The organism is Streptomyces sp. TLI_185 (assembly GCF_003814765.1).
Classification (GTDB): domain Bacteria; phylum Actinomycetota; class Actinomycetes; order Streptomycetales; family Streptomycetaceae; genus Streptomyces.
The window spans coordinates 6,194,534-6,208,252 of sequence record NZ_RKRB01000001.1 but is presented as its reverse complement, the minus strand read 5'-3'; the positions used below and the strand labels follow the sequence as shown (position 1 = coordinate 6,208,252).

Here is a 13,719-nt window from a genome sequence, read left to right as displayed (position 1 = left end):
CCCTGGGAACATCGCCGGAATCCTCGGGCTCCCATGGGCCTCCCCGCCCCTCAGAACCCCTGAATCTTCCAGATCTGGCGGCCAGACCTCTCCTTACCCTCCACGACCGCGGGGTCACGGTCCGCGACCGACCCGGTCGAGGCCCCAGGCGCTTCTTGCCGCCGCGACCGACTGGAGACCATCCGCCGGAAGCGGACGGACGACGCCACTCCGGTCAAAATGCGTACGGGTCACCGCAGATCCTTCCGGATTGACGGCTGCGCGCGACCTCCTGACCGAAGGTCACGAAAATGTATCGGGCATATCGAACATCAACCTTCACAGGGGCCACACGAGTTGGCTACCGTTCCGGCAGGCCGCACGACCCCCACCGGCGAACGTCGCCGGGCCGCGCGGCCTCCGCCGAGTCCGGGGCGCCGCCGCGCATCCGGAGCCGGGGACCCACACCGACCTTGGGGTGAATCGGTCCCACTCCCTCCAGGGGCACGGACCGTAGGGCAACCCTTCCGAACCACCCGCCCGAACCCGACAGCTAACTCGGTAGGCGGAGCATGGAAGGAGTCGCCTCCCTTGGCGTCGCACCGCAAGTCGCGCCCCGCGGGTACGCGCGTAGCAGGCATACGCACCCCCGCCCTCGCCACGGCCGCCCTCACCTCGGTGGCCCTGCTGTCCCAGTCGGCGAACGCCGCCCCCGCCGCCGACGGCAAGCCCAGCCTCGAAGAGGTCGAGAAGAAGGTCGACGACCTCTACCGCCAGGCCGAGTCGGCCACCGAGAAGTACAACGCGGCCAAAGAGAAGACCACGAAGCAGCGCAAGAACGTCGACACCCTCCTCGACGACGTCGCCAAGCGCACGCAGAAGCTCAACGAAGAGCGGGAACAGCTCGGTTCCTTCGCCGCGGCCCAGTACCGGACCGGAGCCGCCGCACCCGACACGGCGACCTTCCTGCTCGCGGACTCCCCGCAGGACTACTTCGACCAGACGCAGCTGATGGGGCGGCTGACCTCCCGCCAGAAGACCGCGGTCGACGACTACTTCACCGAGCAGTCCGCGACGATGAAGAAGCGCCAGGAGGCCTCCAAGAGCCTCGAGACGCTCACCGCGACACAGAGCGACCTGCAGACCGCCAAGTCAACGGTGCAGAAGAAACTCTCCGACGCGCGCGAGCTGCTGTCGAAGCTGACCGCCGAGGAGAAGGCGCGCCTCGCGGCGATCCAGAAGCAGAAGGAGGCGGAGGCCGCACGCAAGGCCGCGGAGCTGGCGAAACAGCAGGCGGCGGAGGAGAAGGCCAAGGAAGAGGCCGCGGCCCAGGACAGCGGCTCCTCCTCGGACTCGGGATCCACCTCCACCAGCGACTCCTCGTACGCCACCAAGGCCGAGAAGGCGCTCGCCTTCGCCCGCGCGCAGATCGGCAAGCCGTACGTCTGGGGCGCCACCGGCCCCGACTCCTACGACTGCTCCGGCCTCACCCAGGCCGCCTGGAAGGCTGCGGGCGTCACCCTCCCGCGCACCACCTACGACCAGGTCAACGCCGGCACCACGGTCTCCCTCGGCGACGCCCAGCCCGGCGACCTGATCTTCTTCTACGACGACATCAGCCACGTCGGCATCTACATCGGCAACGGCATGATGATCCATGCCCCGAAGCCCGGCGCGTACGTCCGCGAGGAGTCGATCTACTACGGCGGCGAATCGATCATCCACAGTGTGGTGCGGCCGGCCTGAGTCACCGGGGAGCAGTGCACGCGCGCGTGCGGGGCAGTTTGTGATGCACGCGCGCGTGGCCCGTCCTGAACCCGCGCCCCACTCCTTAGCATCGGCCTCATGTCCGGCCCTACCTCTCTCCGCCCCTGGTGGGCGCAGCGTTCACCGGCGGCCGGGGCCGCCGTGATGGCGACCGGCACTGTGTCGGTCGGGCTGCACATGACGGCGTACGAGGTGCTGTCGCGGGTCGTCCTGGGCCTGGCCTGTGTCGCCTGGGTGGTGCTTGCGGCGGGCTTCGGCGTCCGTCTGGTGCGGGGTCCGGAGAGGTGGCGGGCGGAGGCGGGGACGCCGGGGGCACTGACCGCCGTGGCGGCGACCGCCGTGCTCGGGACCCGTTTCTCCGCCCTCGGACGGCAGACGCTCGCCGAGGCCCTGCTCGCCCTGGCGGCCGTGCTGTGGCCGCTCCTGCTGGTGCAGGCCGCACGGCGCTGGCGGCGTCCCATGCCGGGCACGGTGTTCCTGTGCTGTGTGGCCACGCAGGGGCTCGCGGTGCTCGGCGCCACGCTCGCCGGGGCCGAGGCGACGGCATGGCTCGCGCACGCGGCGCTCGTGCTGTTCTGGCTCGGGCTCGTCCTCTACGGCTGCGCCCTGGCCCTCTTCGACCTGCGAGAGGTGACCCAAGGGCCGGGCGACCAGTGGGTGGCGGGCGGCGCGCTCGCCCTCTCCGCGCTCGCAGGATCGAAGCTCGTCGCGGCGGACAGCGCGCGCCTGTATCTGTGGAACGACGACGACCGCGGCGTCCTGCGTGCCGTCACCCTGGCGCTGCTCGTGCTCGACCTGGCCTGGTACGCCGTGCTGCTCGTCGCCGAGGCGGTCCGGCCGCTGCACGGCTACGACGTGCGGCGCTGGGCGACCGTTTTCCCGCTGGGGATGACGGCGGCGGCCGTACTGTCCGTCGCCGCCGCCCTCGACGCCCCGCGGCTCAAGGGACCCGGCGAGGTGCTGCTGTGGATCGCGGTGGCGGCGTGGCTGGCCGTCGCCGCGGGAGCCGTCACCGCGGCCCGCGCCGGCATCAGGTCCACAGCACCGCGATGAAGATGTTCGCCGTGGTGAGCAGGCCCACCAGCCCGAACAGGCCCTTGTCGATCTTCTCGTCGTCCCGCTTCACATAGACGAGGCCGAGGATCACGATCAGCAGGGCCAGCTTCACGCCGATCTTGATGTTGTTGACGTGATGGTCGTCGGCCTGGTTGAGGCCGACCAGGATCGCGCCGGTGACCAGCATCGTCAGCGCACCGTGCAGCATCGCCGGGACGAAGCGGGCCTCGCCGCGGCCCATCGCCTTCATCTGCGTGACGAAGCCGCCGAGGAGTGCGGCGATGCCGATGATGTGCAGGCCGACGAAGAGATGGATGAGTACGTCCATGAGGCCGGAGCTTAAACAGAGGCGCATGGGGCGCCGGACACCGCCCCGTCCTTCATAGGCGGACCCTGCATATATGCGGCCCATAGCACTCCGCCAGCCGACCGTCTCCCGGAACCGCCACATCGGTCAGCGCACTGCGTGAAGTCGACGGCGCGAGTCCTGGATCACGGCCGCATACGGTCACCCGGCGATCCGCCGGGGGCACTTCCGCACATCCCGTCACCTAGCCGGCACAGGCAGGTTTAGCGTCCTCCACCAGGTGACCGGCTCCCCACCACCGCCCGGGCCAGGGGCGGCAGCCGGCCACCACCGCCGAGAAGGTCCGGCGGTGGCCCGCTCCCCCTGTGCGGGCCGCCGCCGGACGCGTAAGCCGCCCCGCAGCGAGCGGTCGTACGAAAGGACGGGCAGTCCACGTGGCAGCGCACCGCAGGCCCAGTCGGCGCTCGCTCAACGGCAGTTCGGCCCGGACGGCGTTCACGATCGCCGTGGCGGGCGCGGCGACCGCGACGGGCTTCGACGGGACCGGGCACGCCGAGCCGGACCTGACGCCGACGCAGGTCAAGGCGGAGGTGGACAGGCTGTACCAGGAGGCGGAGGTCGCCACCGAGAAGTACGACGGGGCGAAGGAGCAGGCGGACGCCGCCGAGCGGCGGCTGTCGACACTGCGGGACGAGGCGGCGCGCAAGACGGACAAACTCAACTCGGCGCGGGACGAGCTGGGTTCGATGGCCGCGGCGCAGTACCGGGACGGCGGTCTCGACCCGGCACTGCAACTCGCGCTGTCGGACGACCCCGACCACTATCTCGAGGGGGCCGAGTTCGTCGACCGGGCGGGCACCCGGCAGGCGGCGGCCGTGGCGGGCGTACGGGAACAGCTGCGGGAGATCGAGCAGTTGCGCGGGGCCGCCCGCATCGAGCTGGCCGGGCTCAGGTCGCGGCAGGCGGAGCTGAAGCGGGACGAGAAGACGATCACCGGGAAGCTGGATGCGGCGCGGCGGCTGGTGTCCCGGCTGTCGGCCGCCGAGCGTGCTCGGCTCGGGGACGGCAGCAACCGCGCCTCACGGTCCGCCGAGGGTGGCCGGGGTGGCCTCGTGTCCCTGGGAACGGCAACCGCCGAGGCGTCCGACTCCCGCGCCGCGGCCGCCCTCTCGTATGCGTACTCCAAGCTCGGCAGCCCCTATGTGTGGGGCGCGACCGGCCCGGACGCCTTCGACTGCTCGGGCCTCGTCCAGGCCGCCTACCGCTCCGCGGGCATCTCCCTGCCCCGCACGACCTACGCCCAGATCGACGCCGGGCGCCGGGTCTCCCGCTCCGAACTGGCCCCGGGCGACCTGGTGTTCTTCTACTCCGGCATCAGCCACGTCGGCATCTACGTCGGCAACGGCATGATGATCCACGCCCCGAACCCATCGGCTCCGGTGCGGATCGCGCCGATCGACGAGATGCCGTTCGCGGGCGCCACACGCGTGGTGTGAGCTCGGGCGGAGGCCCTCAGACCAGCCGTCGCGCCGTCGCCCACCGTGTCAGCTCGTGCCGGTTCGACAGCTGCAACTTCCGCAGGACCGCCGAGACATGGGACTCGACCGTCTTCACGGAGATGAACAGCTGCTTGGCGATCTCCTTGTACGCATACCCCCGGGCGATCAGACGCAGCACCTCCCGCTCGCGCTGGGTGAGGCGGTCGAGGTCCTCGTCGACCGGCGGGGCGTCGGTCGAGGCGAACGCGTCGAGGACGAAGCCGGCCAGACGCGGGGAGAAGACGGCGTCGCCTTCCTGCACGCGGAAGATGGAGTTGACGAGGTCCGTGCCAGTGATCGTCTTGGTGACGTAGCCGCGTGCGCCACCCCGGATCACGCCGATCACGTCCTCCGCCGCGTCCGACACGGACAGGGCGAGGAAGCGGACCGGCTGCTCGGCGTCGGCCATCAACGCGGCGCAGCGGCGCAGGACTTCGACGCCGCCGCCGCCCGGCAGGTGGACGTCGAGGAGGACGACCTCGGGTCGGGTCGCGGTGATGACCGTGACCGCCTGGTCGACGTCCGCGGCCTCGCCGACGACCTCGACTCCGGTCTCGTCGGTCCGGCCGATCTCGGCCTGGACGCCCGTACGGAACATACGGTGGTCGTCGACGAGGACCACACGCACGTGCCGCTCGCCCGCGCCACCGCCGGCCTTCGGCTCCACAGACTCCGCGTTCGCCTCGGTCGGATCGCTCATCACGTCTTCTCCGCCCTCTCCATCTCCAGCTCGACCTCCGTGCCGCCGTCCGGCACCGCGCGCAGCCGCGCCGTACCGCCGTGGCGCTCCATGCGGCCGATGATCGATTCTCTGACGCCCATGCGGTCGGCGGGTATCGAGTCCAGGTCGAAGCCGGGGCCGCGGTCCCGGACCGACACGAAGACGGTCTTCCCCTCGACTTCGGCGTAGACCTGTACGGCGCCGCCCTCGCCACCGTACTTGGCGGCGTTCACCATCGCCTCGCGCGCGGCCTGCATCTGCGCGCCGATCCTCTCGTCGAGCGGGCAGTCGCCGACGATGACGACCTCTATGGGGACGCCGTGCTTGTCCTCCACCTCCGCGGCGTTGCGCCGTACCGCGTCGGCCAGGTCGGTGGGTTCGTCGGCCTCGTCCTTGCCGGTGCCCTCGGGCTTGTAGAGCCAGGTGCGCAGGTCGCGCTCCTGGGCGCGGGCGAGGCGGCGCACCTCGTTCGCGTTCTCCGCGTTGCGCTGGATCAGGGTCAGGGTGTGCAGCACGGAGTCGTGGACATGGGCGGCGACCTCGGCGCGCTCCTGCGCGCGGATGCGCATCAGGCGCTCCTCGGAGAGGTCCTGGGTCATACGGACGAGGTAGGGGCCAGCAAGGAGCGTTATCCCGACGAGGACCGCGAGGGCCGCCTGCAGGACGGAGCCGAGGTGGGCGGCGGAGCCCTGGAGCACGAACATGCCGGAGACGCCGGCGGTGACGAGGAGGACACCGCCTGCCGCGCGCAGCAGGGTGAGCGTGCGCCGGCGGCTGCCGACCTCGACCCAGCGGGCCCGGCGGGCGTTGTCCGCCTGGCGCCAGACCAGGGCGACGCCCGCGCCGACGAGGACGGTGGGCCAGAGGTAGGCCTTGGCTCCGCCGCCCACCTTCACATTGCCCACGAAGACCATGGCCACCACGACCATGAGGAGCAGGGCGACGATCTGGCCCTTGTCCGGCTTGCGGGCGACCAGCCTGCGACGGCCGTCCGGCGAGGTTTCGGTACTGACCAGCGAGGGGGGTCTCTGGCCGCCGACGCCACCGACACCGAGCGGCACGAAGAACCAGAACGCGGCATACAGCAGCGCGCCGAGGCCGTCCGCCATGAACAGGCCGACGAACACGAGCCGCACCCAGATGACCGGCAGCCCGAGATGCCCGGCGAGCCCCCGCGCCACGCCACCGAGCCAGCGTCCGTCGCTGCTGCGGTAGAGCTTGCGCGGCGGCCGCGGTTCGACGAGTGGCGCTGCAGCGGCTTCCGGCATGCCATCGATACTCACACGGTCGGAGGACAGGGGCATCAGGGTCGACCCCCGAGACACCCCTGATCTTCGAACTCGGGCCCGGTCGAACGGTTCCCGGGCGCCGGCTCAGGGGCGATATCAGGGTCCGGCCAGGGTCGTACCGACTCCCGTCGGAGCGGCTCGGCCGTCACCATGGACACATGACAGATCACGAGCGCGCCGCGACGGGTCCGGGACCCGGCTCCGGCCCGCGCCCCGCTCCGGGAGCCGGGCCGCAGGATGCCGCGCCCGCCGCGGATGCCGCACCCGCCGCCGGGGCGGGGCCCGGTGCGGGAGCGGCCCCGGGCGTCGGTGCCCCTGCCGACGCGGGCGCCGACTCGCGCGCGCACGGGCGGGCGGGCGCGCAGGAAGAGGGGGTTGCGGGCGCGGAAGCCACCGAGGCTCCCCGCAGGTTCCGCCGCGACCGCCGGTACAAGGTGCTTGCGGGGGTCTGTGCCGGGCTCGGGCGGCAGTGCGACATGGATCCGGTGATCTTCCGGATCACGCTCGCGGTGCTCTCCGCGACCGGCGGCATCGGCCTGCTCTTCTACGGCTTCGCCTGGCTCCTCATCCCGTACGAGGACGAGGAGGAGAACGAGGTCCGCAAGCTGCTCACCGGCCGCGTCGACGGCCAGGCGCTGACCGCGGTGATGTTCGCGCTGGTCGGCTGCGGGGTGTTCCTGTCGCTGCTGAAGAACGGCGGGGTGCTGGCCTTCGCCGTCGTCCTCTCCCTGCTCCTCGCGGGCGCCGGGTACTGGTCGCGGCAGCGCGGCGCCCCCGACCCCGACCCGCTGGCCGCGCAGGCCGTCGCCGACGCCCCGCCGGAGGCCCAGGCACCGCCGGTCCCCGCCGCCTACCCCTCCTGGTGGCGCGACCCCATCGTCAAGGACGGCACGCACGTCGGCGGCACCGGCTATCTGTGGGGCCCCCGGGACTCCCGCGACCGGGACATCGCGGCGGCGGTCAACATCAGCCTCGGCACGTCCTGGACCAACCGCGCGGACATCCGCACACCACGCCCCCCGGCGCCCAGACCGCGCGGCCCCCGCTGGATTGGCGGCTGGGTCTTCCTGCTCGCCCTGCTCGCGGGTGGCCTCGGGACGGGGCTGACCTGGGACGACCACGCGCTCGGCACCAGCCTGCAGACAGGGCTGTCCTGTGCGCTCCTGGTCCTTGGTCTGGGCATCGCGGTCAGCGCGTTCCTGGGGCGTACGGGGGCGGGGTCGGTCTTTCTCGCCATCATCACGGCGGCCCTGCTGGCCGGCTCGGCGGCCCTGCCCAAGGACGTCGGCACGCACTGGATACGCACGACCTGGCAGCCGGCCGCGGTGGCGGACGTGCAGGAGAAGTACGACGTCGGCAGTGGCGTCGGCACCCTGGACCTGAGCCGGCTGCACCCGGCCGGGGGGCAGACGGTGAGCACGAGGGCCGACGTCGGCATGGGCCGGCTGAAGGTGATCGTTCCGAAGGACGTGACCGTGAAGCTGAGCATCGACGTGGGGGTGGGCGACATCCAGCTGCCGGGCGACAAGCCGGGAGACGTGGACGTGGAGCCGGGCAAGCACAAGGAGTTGACCCTGTCACCGGTGTCGGGCGGCAAGAACACCGGCACGCTCGACCTCGAGCTCCAGGTCGGTCTCGGGCAGGCGGAGGTGAGCCGTGCTGCGTCATGAGTTCCAGCCGGGAAGGCTGGTCGCCGGTGTCTTCCTCGCCCTCGGGGGCGCCATCTACGCCGGTGACGCCGGCGGCCTGTGGGAAACCCCATGGTTCGCGGTGATCCCGGTCGTCACGGGCGGCCTCTGCCTGGCCGGTGCGGTGGGAGCACTGACCCGGGGCATACGGCGGCGGCGGGCTGTGGTCTCCGGAAAGGCGACGAGTGAGGCACAGCTGAATGCACCGGGAACCTGACTCGGGCCCCTGGGGTGGCGGCGGCTCCACGCCGGGAACCTGACTCGGGCCCCTGGGGTGGCGGCGGCTCCACGCCGGGAAACATGACCCGGGACAGGGGATGGCGGGGCCTCCCCGCCCGGCGACGTGTCCGGGCACGCGGGCGGGGGCGGCTGCGCGCCGACAGACATGACCAGGGCGCGCGGACGGCACAGCCGCCACGCCCACAGACACGACCAGGGCGAGCGCCGCGCCGACAACACACCAACAGACACCACCCGGACGCGCAGACGGCACAGCCGCCACGCCCACAGACACGACCAGGGCGAGCGCCGCGCCGACAACACACCAACAGACACCACCCGGACGCGCAGACGGCACAGCCGCCACGCCCACAGACACGACCAGGGCGAGCGCCGCGCCGACAACACACCAACAGACACCACCCGGACGCGCAGACGGCGCAAGCGTCAGCCCCAGAGACACGACCAGGGGCGAGGCGGCGTTCGCTGCACGCCGAGAGGCAGTCCGGGCACGCGGCCCGCGCGGTTTCCACGCCCGGCGACGTGACACCGGACTCCGAGGCGGCGCGGGCCCAGGGCGTGCCGGAGGGCTTCGCCACCGGTGGCCCCCGCCGACCAGGAGCTACCGGTAACCTGCCGCCCGTTGCCTGCGCCGGGCGCGGAGTGCGGCGTCCAGGGAGAACGTGGCGGCGCCCGCGAGGACGAGGGGGAGCCAGGCCATCAGGTAGGCGAGGTCGTTGCCGTAGTAGTACGGGTCGGAGGCCCAGCTCACGGTCAGCCACAGGCTGAGGGAGATCAGTGCGCCGCCGAGCGCCGCCAGGCGCGCGAACAGGCCGATCAGGGTGCCGATGCCGACCGCCAACTCACCCAGGGCAATGGCGTAGCCGAAGCCCACGGGGTTCTTCAGCGCCAGGTCGACCATGGCCGGGATGGCGGAGGAGTCGCGGACGTTGCGCATCATCTCGCCGATGGAGCCGGCCCCGGAGTCCTTCATGAACGCGTTGTTGGTGAGCTTGTCCAGCCCGGCGTAGATGAAGGTGACGCCGAGGAAGACGCGGAGCGGAAGGAGGGCGAATCGGGTGGCGGAGTCGCGCCAGCTCCGGTCGCCGTCGAGGTACGGGGTGTGCGTGTCCGTGCGCATGCCGTGAGTCATCGCTGTCGCCTCTCGCCCGCGGTGCCGGGACCCTCACAAGACGATACGTACGTCAAGGACGGTGCGCTCAATGCGTTCGTGCCGATTTCAGCGCTGGTGTCCCGCGTCGAGAGGGGTGCCCCATTCAGTCCGCAAGGATCAGTTCAGTCCGTCAGGATCAGTTCAGTCCGTCAGGATCAGTTCAGTCCGTCACATCAATCGCATACCTATTCGTCTCTACCCCCGCAGCCGTGACTACTTGCACCTCGATCCTCCCGGGTTCCACCTCCGCCGGCACGGGCACGGTCAGGGCCGCGTCCGTCGGGTTGCTGAAGCCGCCGGTCACCGGGACGAGGGGCACATGGACGTTCACCGTGCCGATGCGGACCACCATGCGCGTCAGCCGGTCGGCGCCCTGGGCGCCCGGCGGGACGAAGCCCGCGCCGCGGATCTCGATGTCGTCGCCCGTGCGGATGGGGGCGTCGAGGTCGCCGGCCTCCCGGGCCCGCACCACGGAGAGGATCACCGGGCGGCCGCCCTCCGCGTACTTGCCGGCCACATAGGTCGCCGCCGACACCAGCACCACCACGGCGAGACCCCACGGAAGGTCCGGCAGCTGGTCAGGGCGGCGGGCCAGCCGCACCGCGGCGAACAGGACGGCGACGGTGCTGATCACGACGTACTGGATGTCGGCGAAGGTGCCCCGCCCCGAGTCGTCGGTCAGCAGGTCGGCCGCCCTGGGCCGGTCCGCCCGTACCTTCTGCAGCCGCTGGCCGAGGACCCGCAGCCCCACCACGCGCCGCACCAGCACCGCGATGCCGCACACCACGGCGAGGACCGTGACGACACCGGCGCCGCGGGCGAGCTCGAGACCGGAGATCAGGGCGTCGCGCTCCGCGTGGTCGGAGGCAGCGGCCAGACGGCCGGCCAGGAACAGCACGGCGTAGGCGACGAACAGCACCCAGGCCGCCGCCACCGTGCGGGACGTGGACAGGCGGTTGTCCTCGCCGACGACGGGAGCCAGCACGCCGCCCCGGGCACGGTGGAACCAGGACGCGGCGGTCAGCACACCGCCCACGACCACCGCCGCGAGCAGACCCACCGTGCGTGCCGTCGTCCAGCCCGCCCCGATGGCCGTGAGCGACTGCACCAGCAGCAACAGCACCACCAGCGCCCACACCGCACACACCGTCCGCCGCCACAGCCGGGCCAGCCAGGCCTCGCCCTCGGCGCGGCCGCGTTCGGCGACGAGTTCCGCGGACTGGGTCAGCTCCTCCGAGACCCACTGGCGGGAGGCCGAGGCCGAGTGCGCCACCGCGGCGGGCAGCCCCTTCCCGGCCGCGAAACCGTCGCGCATCAGCAGGAATTCGGCGACCGCGCGCCGGTGTCCCTCGCGCGCCCCGTGCGGACAGTCCCCGCAGGTGCAGCCGCCCCCATGGGCGCCTCCGCCCGCGTCCGCGCCGCCTCTCGCCTCCTGCACCGCCACGCCCGCCGCCCGCCTTCCCCGCAACCCCTACGGCCGGCGGCCCTGTCCGGCAGTCGGCCGCCGCCCCGCAAACACCCGTGTGATGACAGCGAATTGTGCCCTACGCCACCCCACCCCCGTCCGGCAGGTCTGGTCAGCCCGGGGTGAAGTGGGGCCATCGTGTTGACCCGGCTGCGAGAATTTCCCTATGGCCGAGATCATCCAGCGGGACGGGACCTGGGCCTTCGACGGCACCACGGTCAGGATCACGCCGGGCCTCCACCGCTCCGTGCCGCTGTTCCGGCAGACGTACGGGGAGGTCGCGGTGCCCCTCGAAGCCGTGGCGGGCGTGGTCTTCGAACCGGAACGCAAGCGCGGGCGGCTGCGGATACGGCTGCGCGAGGGCGCCGACCCGCTGCTCCAGGCGACCGGCGGGCGGCTGCCGGATCCGGCCGACCCGTACCGGCTGGTGGTGGACGTGGACCGGGCCGGGGTCGCCGAGTACGTCGCCGAGGAGATCCGCCGGGCCCTGCTCCTTGACCAGATCCCCAAGGAGCCGACCAAGGCGTATCTGCTGCCGGGGCCGCCCGTCCCGGTCTCGGTGCGTTCCTCCGACGGGACCGTCTCCTTCGACGGCACCCAGGTGCGTATCGACTGGGCCGACACCTCCGACCGGGTCAAGCGGGCGACCGGACCGCGCATCATCGCCGTCGGCGACCTCGTGCAGGTCGAGTGGCTGCCCAACTCCGGTTACGAGGACGGCTTCCTGCGCTTCGTGACCCGCGAGACGGTGTTCTCGAAACTGCCGCCGGAGAAGGACCCGTACGCACTGGACCTGTGGGGCAGCGCCCGCCGCGACCTGCTCACCGCGCTGGTCGCCACCGCGATCACCGCGCGCCTGCCGCATCCGTCCACACGCGACGGCGGCCAGTACGCAGAGAGACGGCAGCCGACGGCAGCGGTGCCGCCCGCGGCCGACCACCACGACGTACTCCTGCGGCGGCTGCGCGAGTTGGGCGAGCTGCACCGGGAGGGGGTCCTCACGGACGAGGAGTTCGCGATGACCAAGGCGGCCGTACTGCGAGGCTTCTAGCTGAGCAGATCCGGCTCGCTGCGGCTGATGTCCTGCCACAGCGGCTGGTAGTTGATCCATGCCACCAGGTCGCCGCCGAGCTGCTCGCGGGTCGCCACCGCCGCCCTGTGGTCGATGAGGAGGGGGCGTCCGGCGGCCTTGGCGGTCAGCTGCACCTGGGCGGAGCGTTCCATGGACACGAACCACCAGGCCGCCGCGTCCACCGAGTCGCCGACGGTCAGCAGCCCGTGGTTGCGCAGCACGAGCGCCTTGCGGGAGCCGAGCGCGGAGGCGATACGGCGGCCCTCCTCGGCGTCGACGGCGACACCGGTGTAGGCGTCGTAGAGGGCGTGGTCCTCGTAGAAGGCGCAGCTCTCCTGGGTGATGGGGTCCAGGAGGTCGCCGAGCGCGGACAGGGCCCTGCCGTGCACCGAGTGGCAGTGGGCGACGGCCACGACGTCCGGTCGGGCCGCGTGGACCTGGGCGTGGACGGTGAAGGCGGCCTGGTTGACGTGGTAGCGCCCCTCGATCACCTGCCCGTCCGAGTTGGCGAGCACCAGGTCGCTCACGGTGACGTGCTTGAACGGCATCCCGAACGGGTTGACCCAGAAGCAGTCGCTGTACTCGGGGTCACGCGCGGTGATGTGCCCCGAGACGCCGTCCTCGAAGCCGAGCCGCCCGAAGATCCGCAGCGCGCCCGCGAGCCGTTCCTTGCGATGCCGGCGCTCGTCGTCGAGCGAGTCGTGCATCGGCGGCATCGCGAACCGCAGCCGGTCGCTGGGAAGGGCGGGCGGCGGGGTGGGCCCGGTCCCGGGGGTCCCGTGCATGTGTCCTCCAGCACTGGGTTGCTCTACGGGGCGGAAGTTACCGTCGGTCAGCCAATGAGAACAGAGATGTTCTGTAAAGATGACGCGCGCAACCGTTGCGGGGGCGCACGGAGAGCCTTTGACGCCCCCACGAATACCCGCCAGAAGATGTCGGGTATCGGCGTCACACTCGCCGTATGACAGTGAACTGGGCGGCTTTCGTCGCCGCCGAACCGGATCTGGCCCGGACCGTCGAGGACCGCTTCGGGGCCTTCACCCACCACGTTCTCGCCACCCTCCGCAAGGACGGGTCGCCGCGCACGACCGGCCTCGAGGTCCGTTTTCTCGACGGTGAGCTGTGGCTCGGCATGATGCCGGGCTCGCTCAAGGCCCTCGACCTGAACCGCGACCCGCGCTTCGCGCTCCAGGCGAATCCGGGGCCGGGCACCGCCATGGGCGGCGGTGACGTGCGGATCAGCGGGCGGGCGATCGGCGTCGAGGACGGCGAGGCGAAGGCGGCGTACAGCAAAGAGGTGGAACCGCCGGAGCCGTTCCACCTCTTCCGTACCGGGCTGACCGAGGTCGTGAGGACCTACGTGGAGGACGACAAGTACCTGGTCGTCCAGGTCTGGAAGCCCGGTGAACCCCTGCGCACGATCAAGCGCACCTAGGGCCTGGGG

Annotated in this window: 13 protein-coding genes and 1 riboswitch; of the genes, 7 read left to right on the top strand and 6 right to left on the bottom strand. The window is 71.8% G+C overall.

Features of this window, described 5'->3' with window-relative positions:
* Positions 1–407 precede the first annotated feature (407 nt).
* A riboswitch (cyclic di-AMP (ydaO/yuaA leader) is annotated at positions 408–562 on the top strand.
* An 8-nt stretch (positions 563–570) separates the two neighbouring features.
* On the top strand, positions 571–1,725 hold the full coding sequence (locus EDD92_RS28740) for a C40 family peptidase (RefSeq protein ID WP_123967017.1): 1,155 nt from the start codon (positions 571–573) through the stop codon (positions 1,723–1,725).
* Between the two features lie 99 nt (positions 1,726–1,824).
* The gene (locus EDD92_RS28735; protein ID WP_123967016.1) at positions 1,825–2,799 is read left to right on the top strand and encodes a tellurite resistance/C4-dicarboxylate transporter family protein; all 975 of its coding nucleotides are present in this window, start codon (positions 1,825–1,827) and stop codon (positions 2,797–2,799) included.
* Here the strand turns inward: EDD92_RS28735 and EDD92_RS28730 are convergent.
* Positions 2,777–3,130 (bottom strand): hypothetical protein, encoded by a 354-nt coding sequence (locus tag EDD92_RS28730; protein ID WP_123967015.1) that lies wholly within the window; start codon positions 3,128–3,130, stop codon positions 2,777–2,779. The genes EDD92_RS28735 and EDD92_RS28730 overlap by 23 nt on opposite strands.
* 413 nt (positions 3,131–3,543) lie before the next feature.
* On the opposite strand from EDD92_RS28730, the gene EDD92_RS28725 reads away from it, so the two are divergent.
* On the top strand, positions 3,544–4,605 hold the full coding sequence (locus EDD92_RS28725) for a C40 family peptidase (protein ID WP_123967014.1): 1,062 nt from the start codon (positions 3,544–3,546) through the stop codon (positions 4,603–4,605).
* 16 nt (positions 4,606–4,621) lie between these two features.
* On the opposite strand, the gene EDD92_RS28720 is transcribed toward EDD92_RS28725, so the two are convergent.
* Both EDD92_RS28720 and EDD92_RS28715 read right to left on the bottom strand, forming a co-directional pair.
* Positions 4,622–5,347, bottom strand: coding sequence for a response regulator transcription factor (locus tag EDD92_RS28720; RefSeq protein WP_099930844.1), 726 nt, complete (start codon positions 5,345–5,347; stop codon positions 4,622–4,624).
* Positions 5,347–6,636 carry an ATP-binding protein gene (locus EDD92_RS28715; RefSeq protein WP_123967013.1) on the bottom strand — a complete coding sequence of 430 codons (1,290 nt, stop codon included), beginning with the start codon at positions 6,634–6,636 and terminating at the stop codon, positions 5,347–5,349. Before EDD92_RS28715 ends, EDD92_RS28720 begins: the two co-directional genes overlap by 1 nt.
* A 179-nt stretch (positions 6,637–6,815) precedes the next feature.
* Here EDD92_RS28715 and EDD92_RS28710 point away from each other — a divergent pair, with 179 nt between their 5' ends.
* The gene (locus EDD92_RS28710; RefSeq protein WP_123967012.1) at positions 6,816–8,327 is read left to right on the top strand and encodes a PspC domain-containing protein; all 1,512 of its coding nucleotides are present in this window, start codon (positions 6,816–6,818) and stop codon (positions 8,325–8,327) included.
* Complete coding sequence (locus EDD92_RS28705) at positions 8,314–8,562, top strand: hypothetical protein (protein ID WP_123967011.1); 249 nt, start codon at positions 8,314–8,316, stop codon at positions 8,560–8,562. Before EDD92_RS28710 ends, EDD92_RS28705 begins: the two co-directional genes overlap by 14 nt.
* A 624-nt stretch (positions 8,563–9,186) precedes the next feature.
* Here EDD92_RS28705 and EDD92_RS28700 read toward each other — a convergent pair.
* Together EDD92_RS28700 and EDD92_RS28695 are read right to left on the bottom strand one after the other, a co-directional pair.
* Positions 9,187–9,717 (bottom strand): DoxX family protein, encoded by a 531-nt coding sequence (locus EDD92_RS28700; protein WP_123967010.1) that lies wholly within the window; start codon positions 9,715–9,717, stop codon positions 9,187–9,189.
* A gap of 181 nt (positions 9,718–9,898) precedes the next feature.
* Positions 9,899–11,182, bottom strand: coding sequence for a hypothetical protein (locus tag EDD92_RS28695; RefSeq protein ID WP_123967009.1), 1,284 nt, complete (start codon positions 11,180–11,182; stop codon positions 9,899–9,901).
* Positions 11,183–11,369: 187 nt separating this feature from the next.
* On the opposite strand from EDD92_RS28695, the gene EDD92_RS28690 reads away from it, so the two are divergent.
* Entirely contained in the window at positions 11,370–12,254 is an 885-nt protein-coding gene (locus tag EDD92_RS28690; RefSeq protein ID WP_123967008.1) for a DUF4429 domain-containing protein, read from the top strand.
* Here EDD92_RS28690 and EDD92_RS28685 read toward each other — a convergent pair.
* On the bottom strand, positions 12,251–13,060 hold the full coding sequence (locus EDD92_RS28685) for a class II aldolase/adducin family protein (RefSeq protein ID WP_030930277.1): 810 nt from the start codon (positions 13,058–13,060) through the stop codon (positions 12,251–12,253). The two genes, EDD92_RS28690 and EDD92_RS28685, sit on opposite strands and share 4 nt — an antisense overlap.
* Before the next feature lie 176 nt (positions 13,061–13,236).
* On the opposite strand from EDD92_RS28685, the gene EDD92_RS28680 reads away from it, so the two are divergent.
* Positions 13,237–13,710, top strand: coding sequence for a pyridoxamine 5'-phosphate oxidase family protein (locus tag EDD92_RS28680; protein WP_123967007.1), 474 nt, complete (start codon positions 13,237–13,239; stop codon positions 13,708–13,710).
* The last annotated feature ends 9 nt before the right edge of the window (positions 13,711–13,719 follow it).

Coding starts and splice junctions, on each gene's coding strand:
- EDD92_RS28735 (WP_123967016.1), top strand. CDS start 1,825: ATGTCCGGCCCTACCTCTCTCCGCCCCTGGTGGGCGCAGCGTTCACCG.
- EDD92_RS28730 (WP_123967015.1), bottom strand. CDS start 3,130: ATGGACGTACTCATCCATCTCTTCGTCGGCCTGCACATCATCGGCATC.
- EDD92_RS28720 (WP_099930844.1), bottom strand. CDS start 5,347: ATGAGCGATCCGACCGAGGCGAACGCGGAGTCTGTGGAGCCGAAGGCC.
- EDD92_RS28715 (WP_123967013.1), bottom strand. CDS start 6,636: ATGCCGGAAGCCGCTGCAGCGCCACTCGTCGAACCGCGGCCGCCGCGC.
- EDD92_RS28710 (WP_123967012.1), top strand. CDS start 6,816: ATGACAGATCACGAGCGCGCCGCGACGGGTCCGGGACCCGGCTCCGGC.
- EDD92_RS28700 (WP_123967010.1), bottom strand. CDS start 9,717: ATGACTCACGGCATGCGCACGGACACGCACACCCCGTACCTCGACGGC.
- EDD92_RS28690 (WP_123967008.1), top strand. CDS start 11,370: ATGGCCGAGATCATCCAGCGGGACGGGACCTGGGCCTTCGACGGCACC.
- EDD92_RS28685 (WP_030930277.1), bottom strand. CDS start 13,060: ATGCACGGGACCCCCGGGACCGGGCCCACCCCGCCGCCCGCCCTTCCC.
- EDD92_RS28680 (WP_123967007.1), top strand. CDS start 13,237: ATGACAGTGAACTGGGCGGCTTTCGTCGCCGCCGAACCGGATCTGGCC.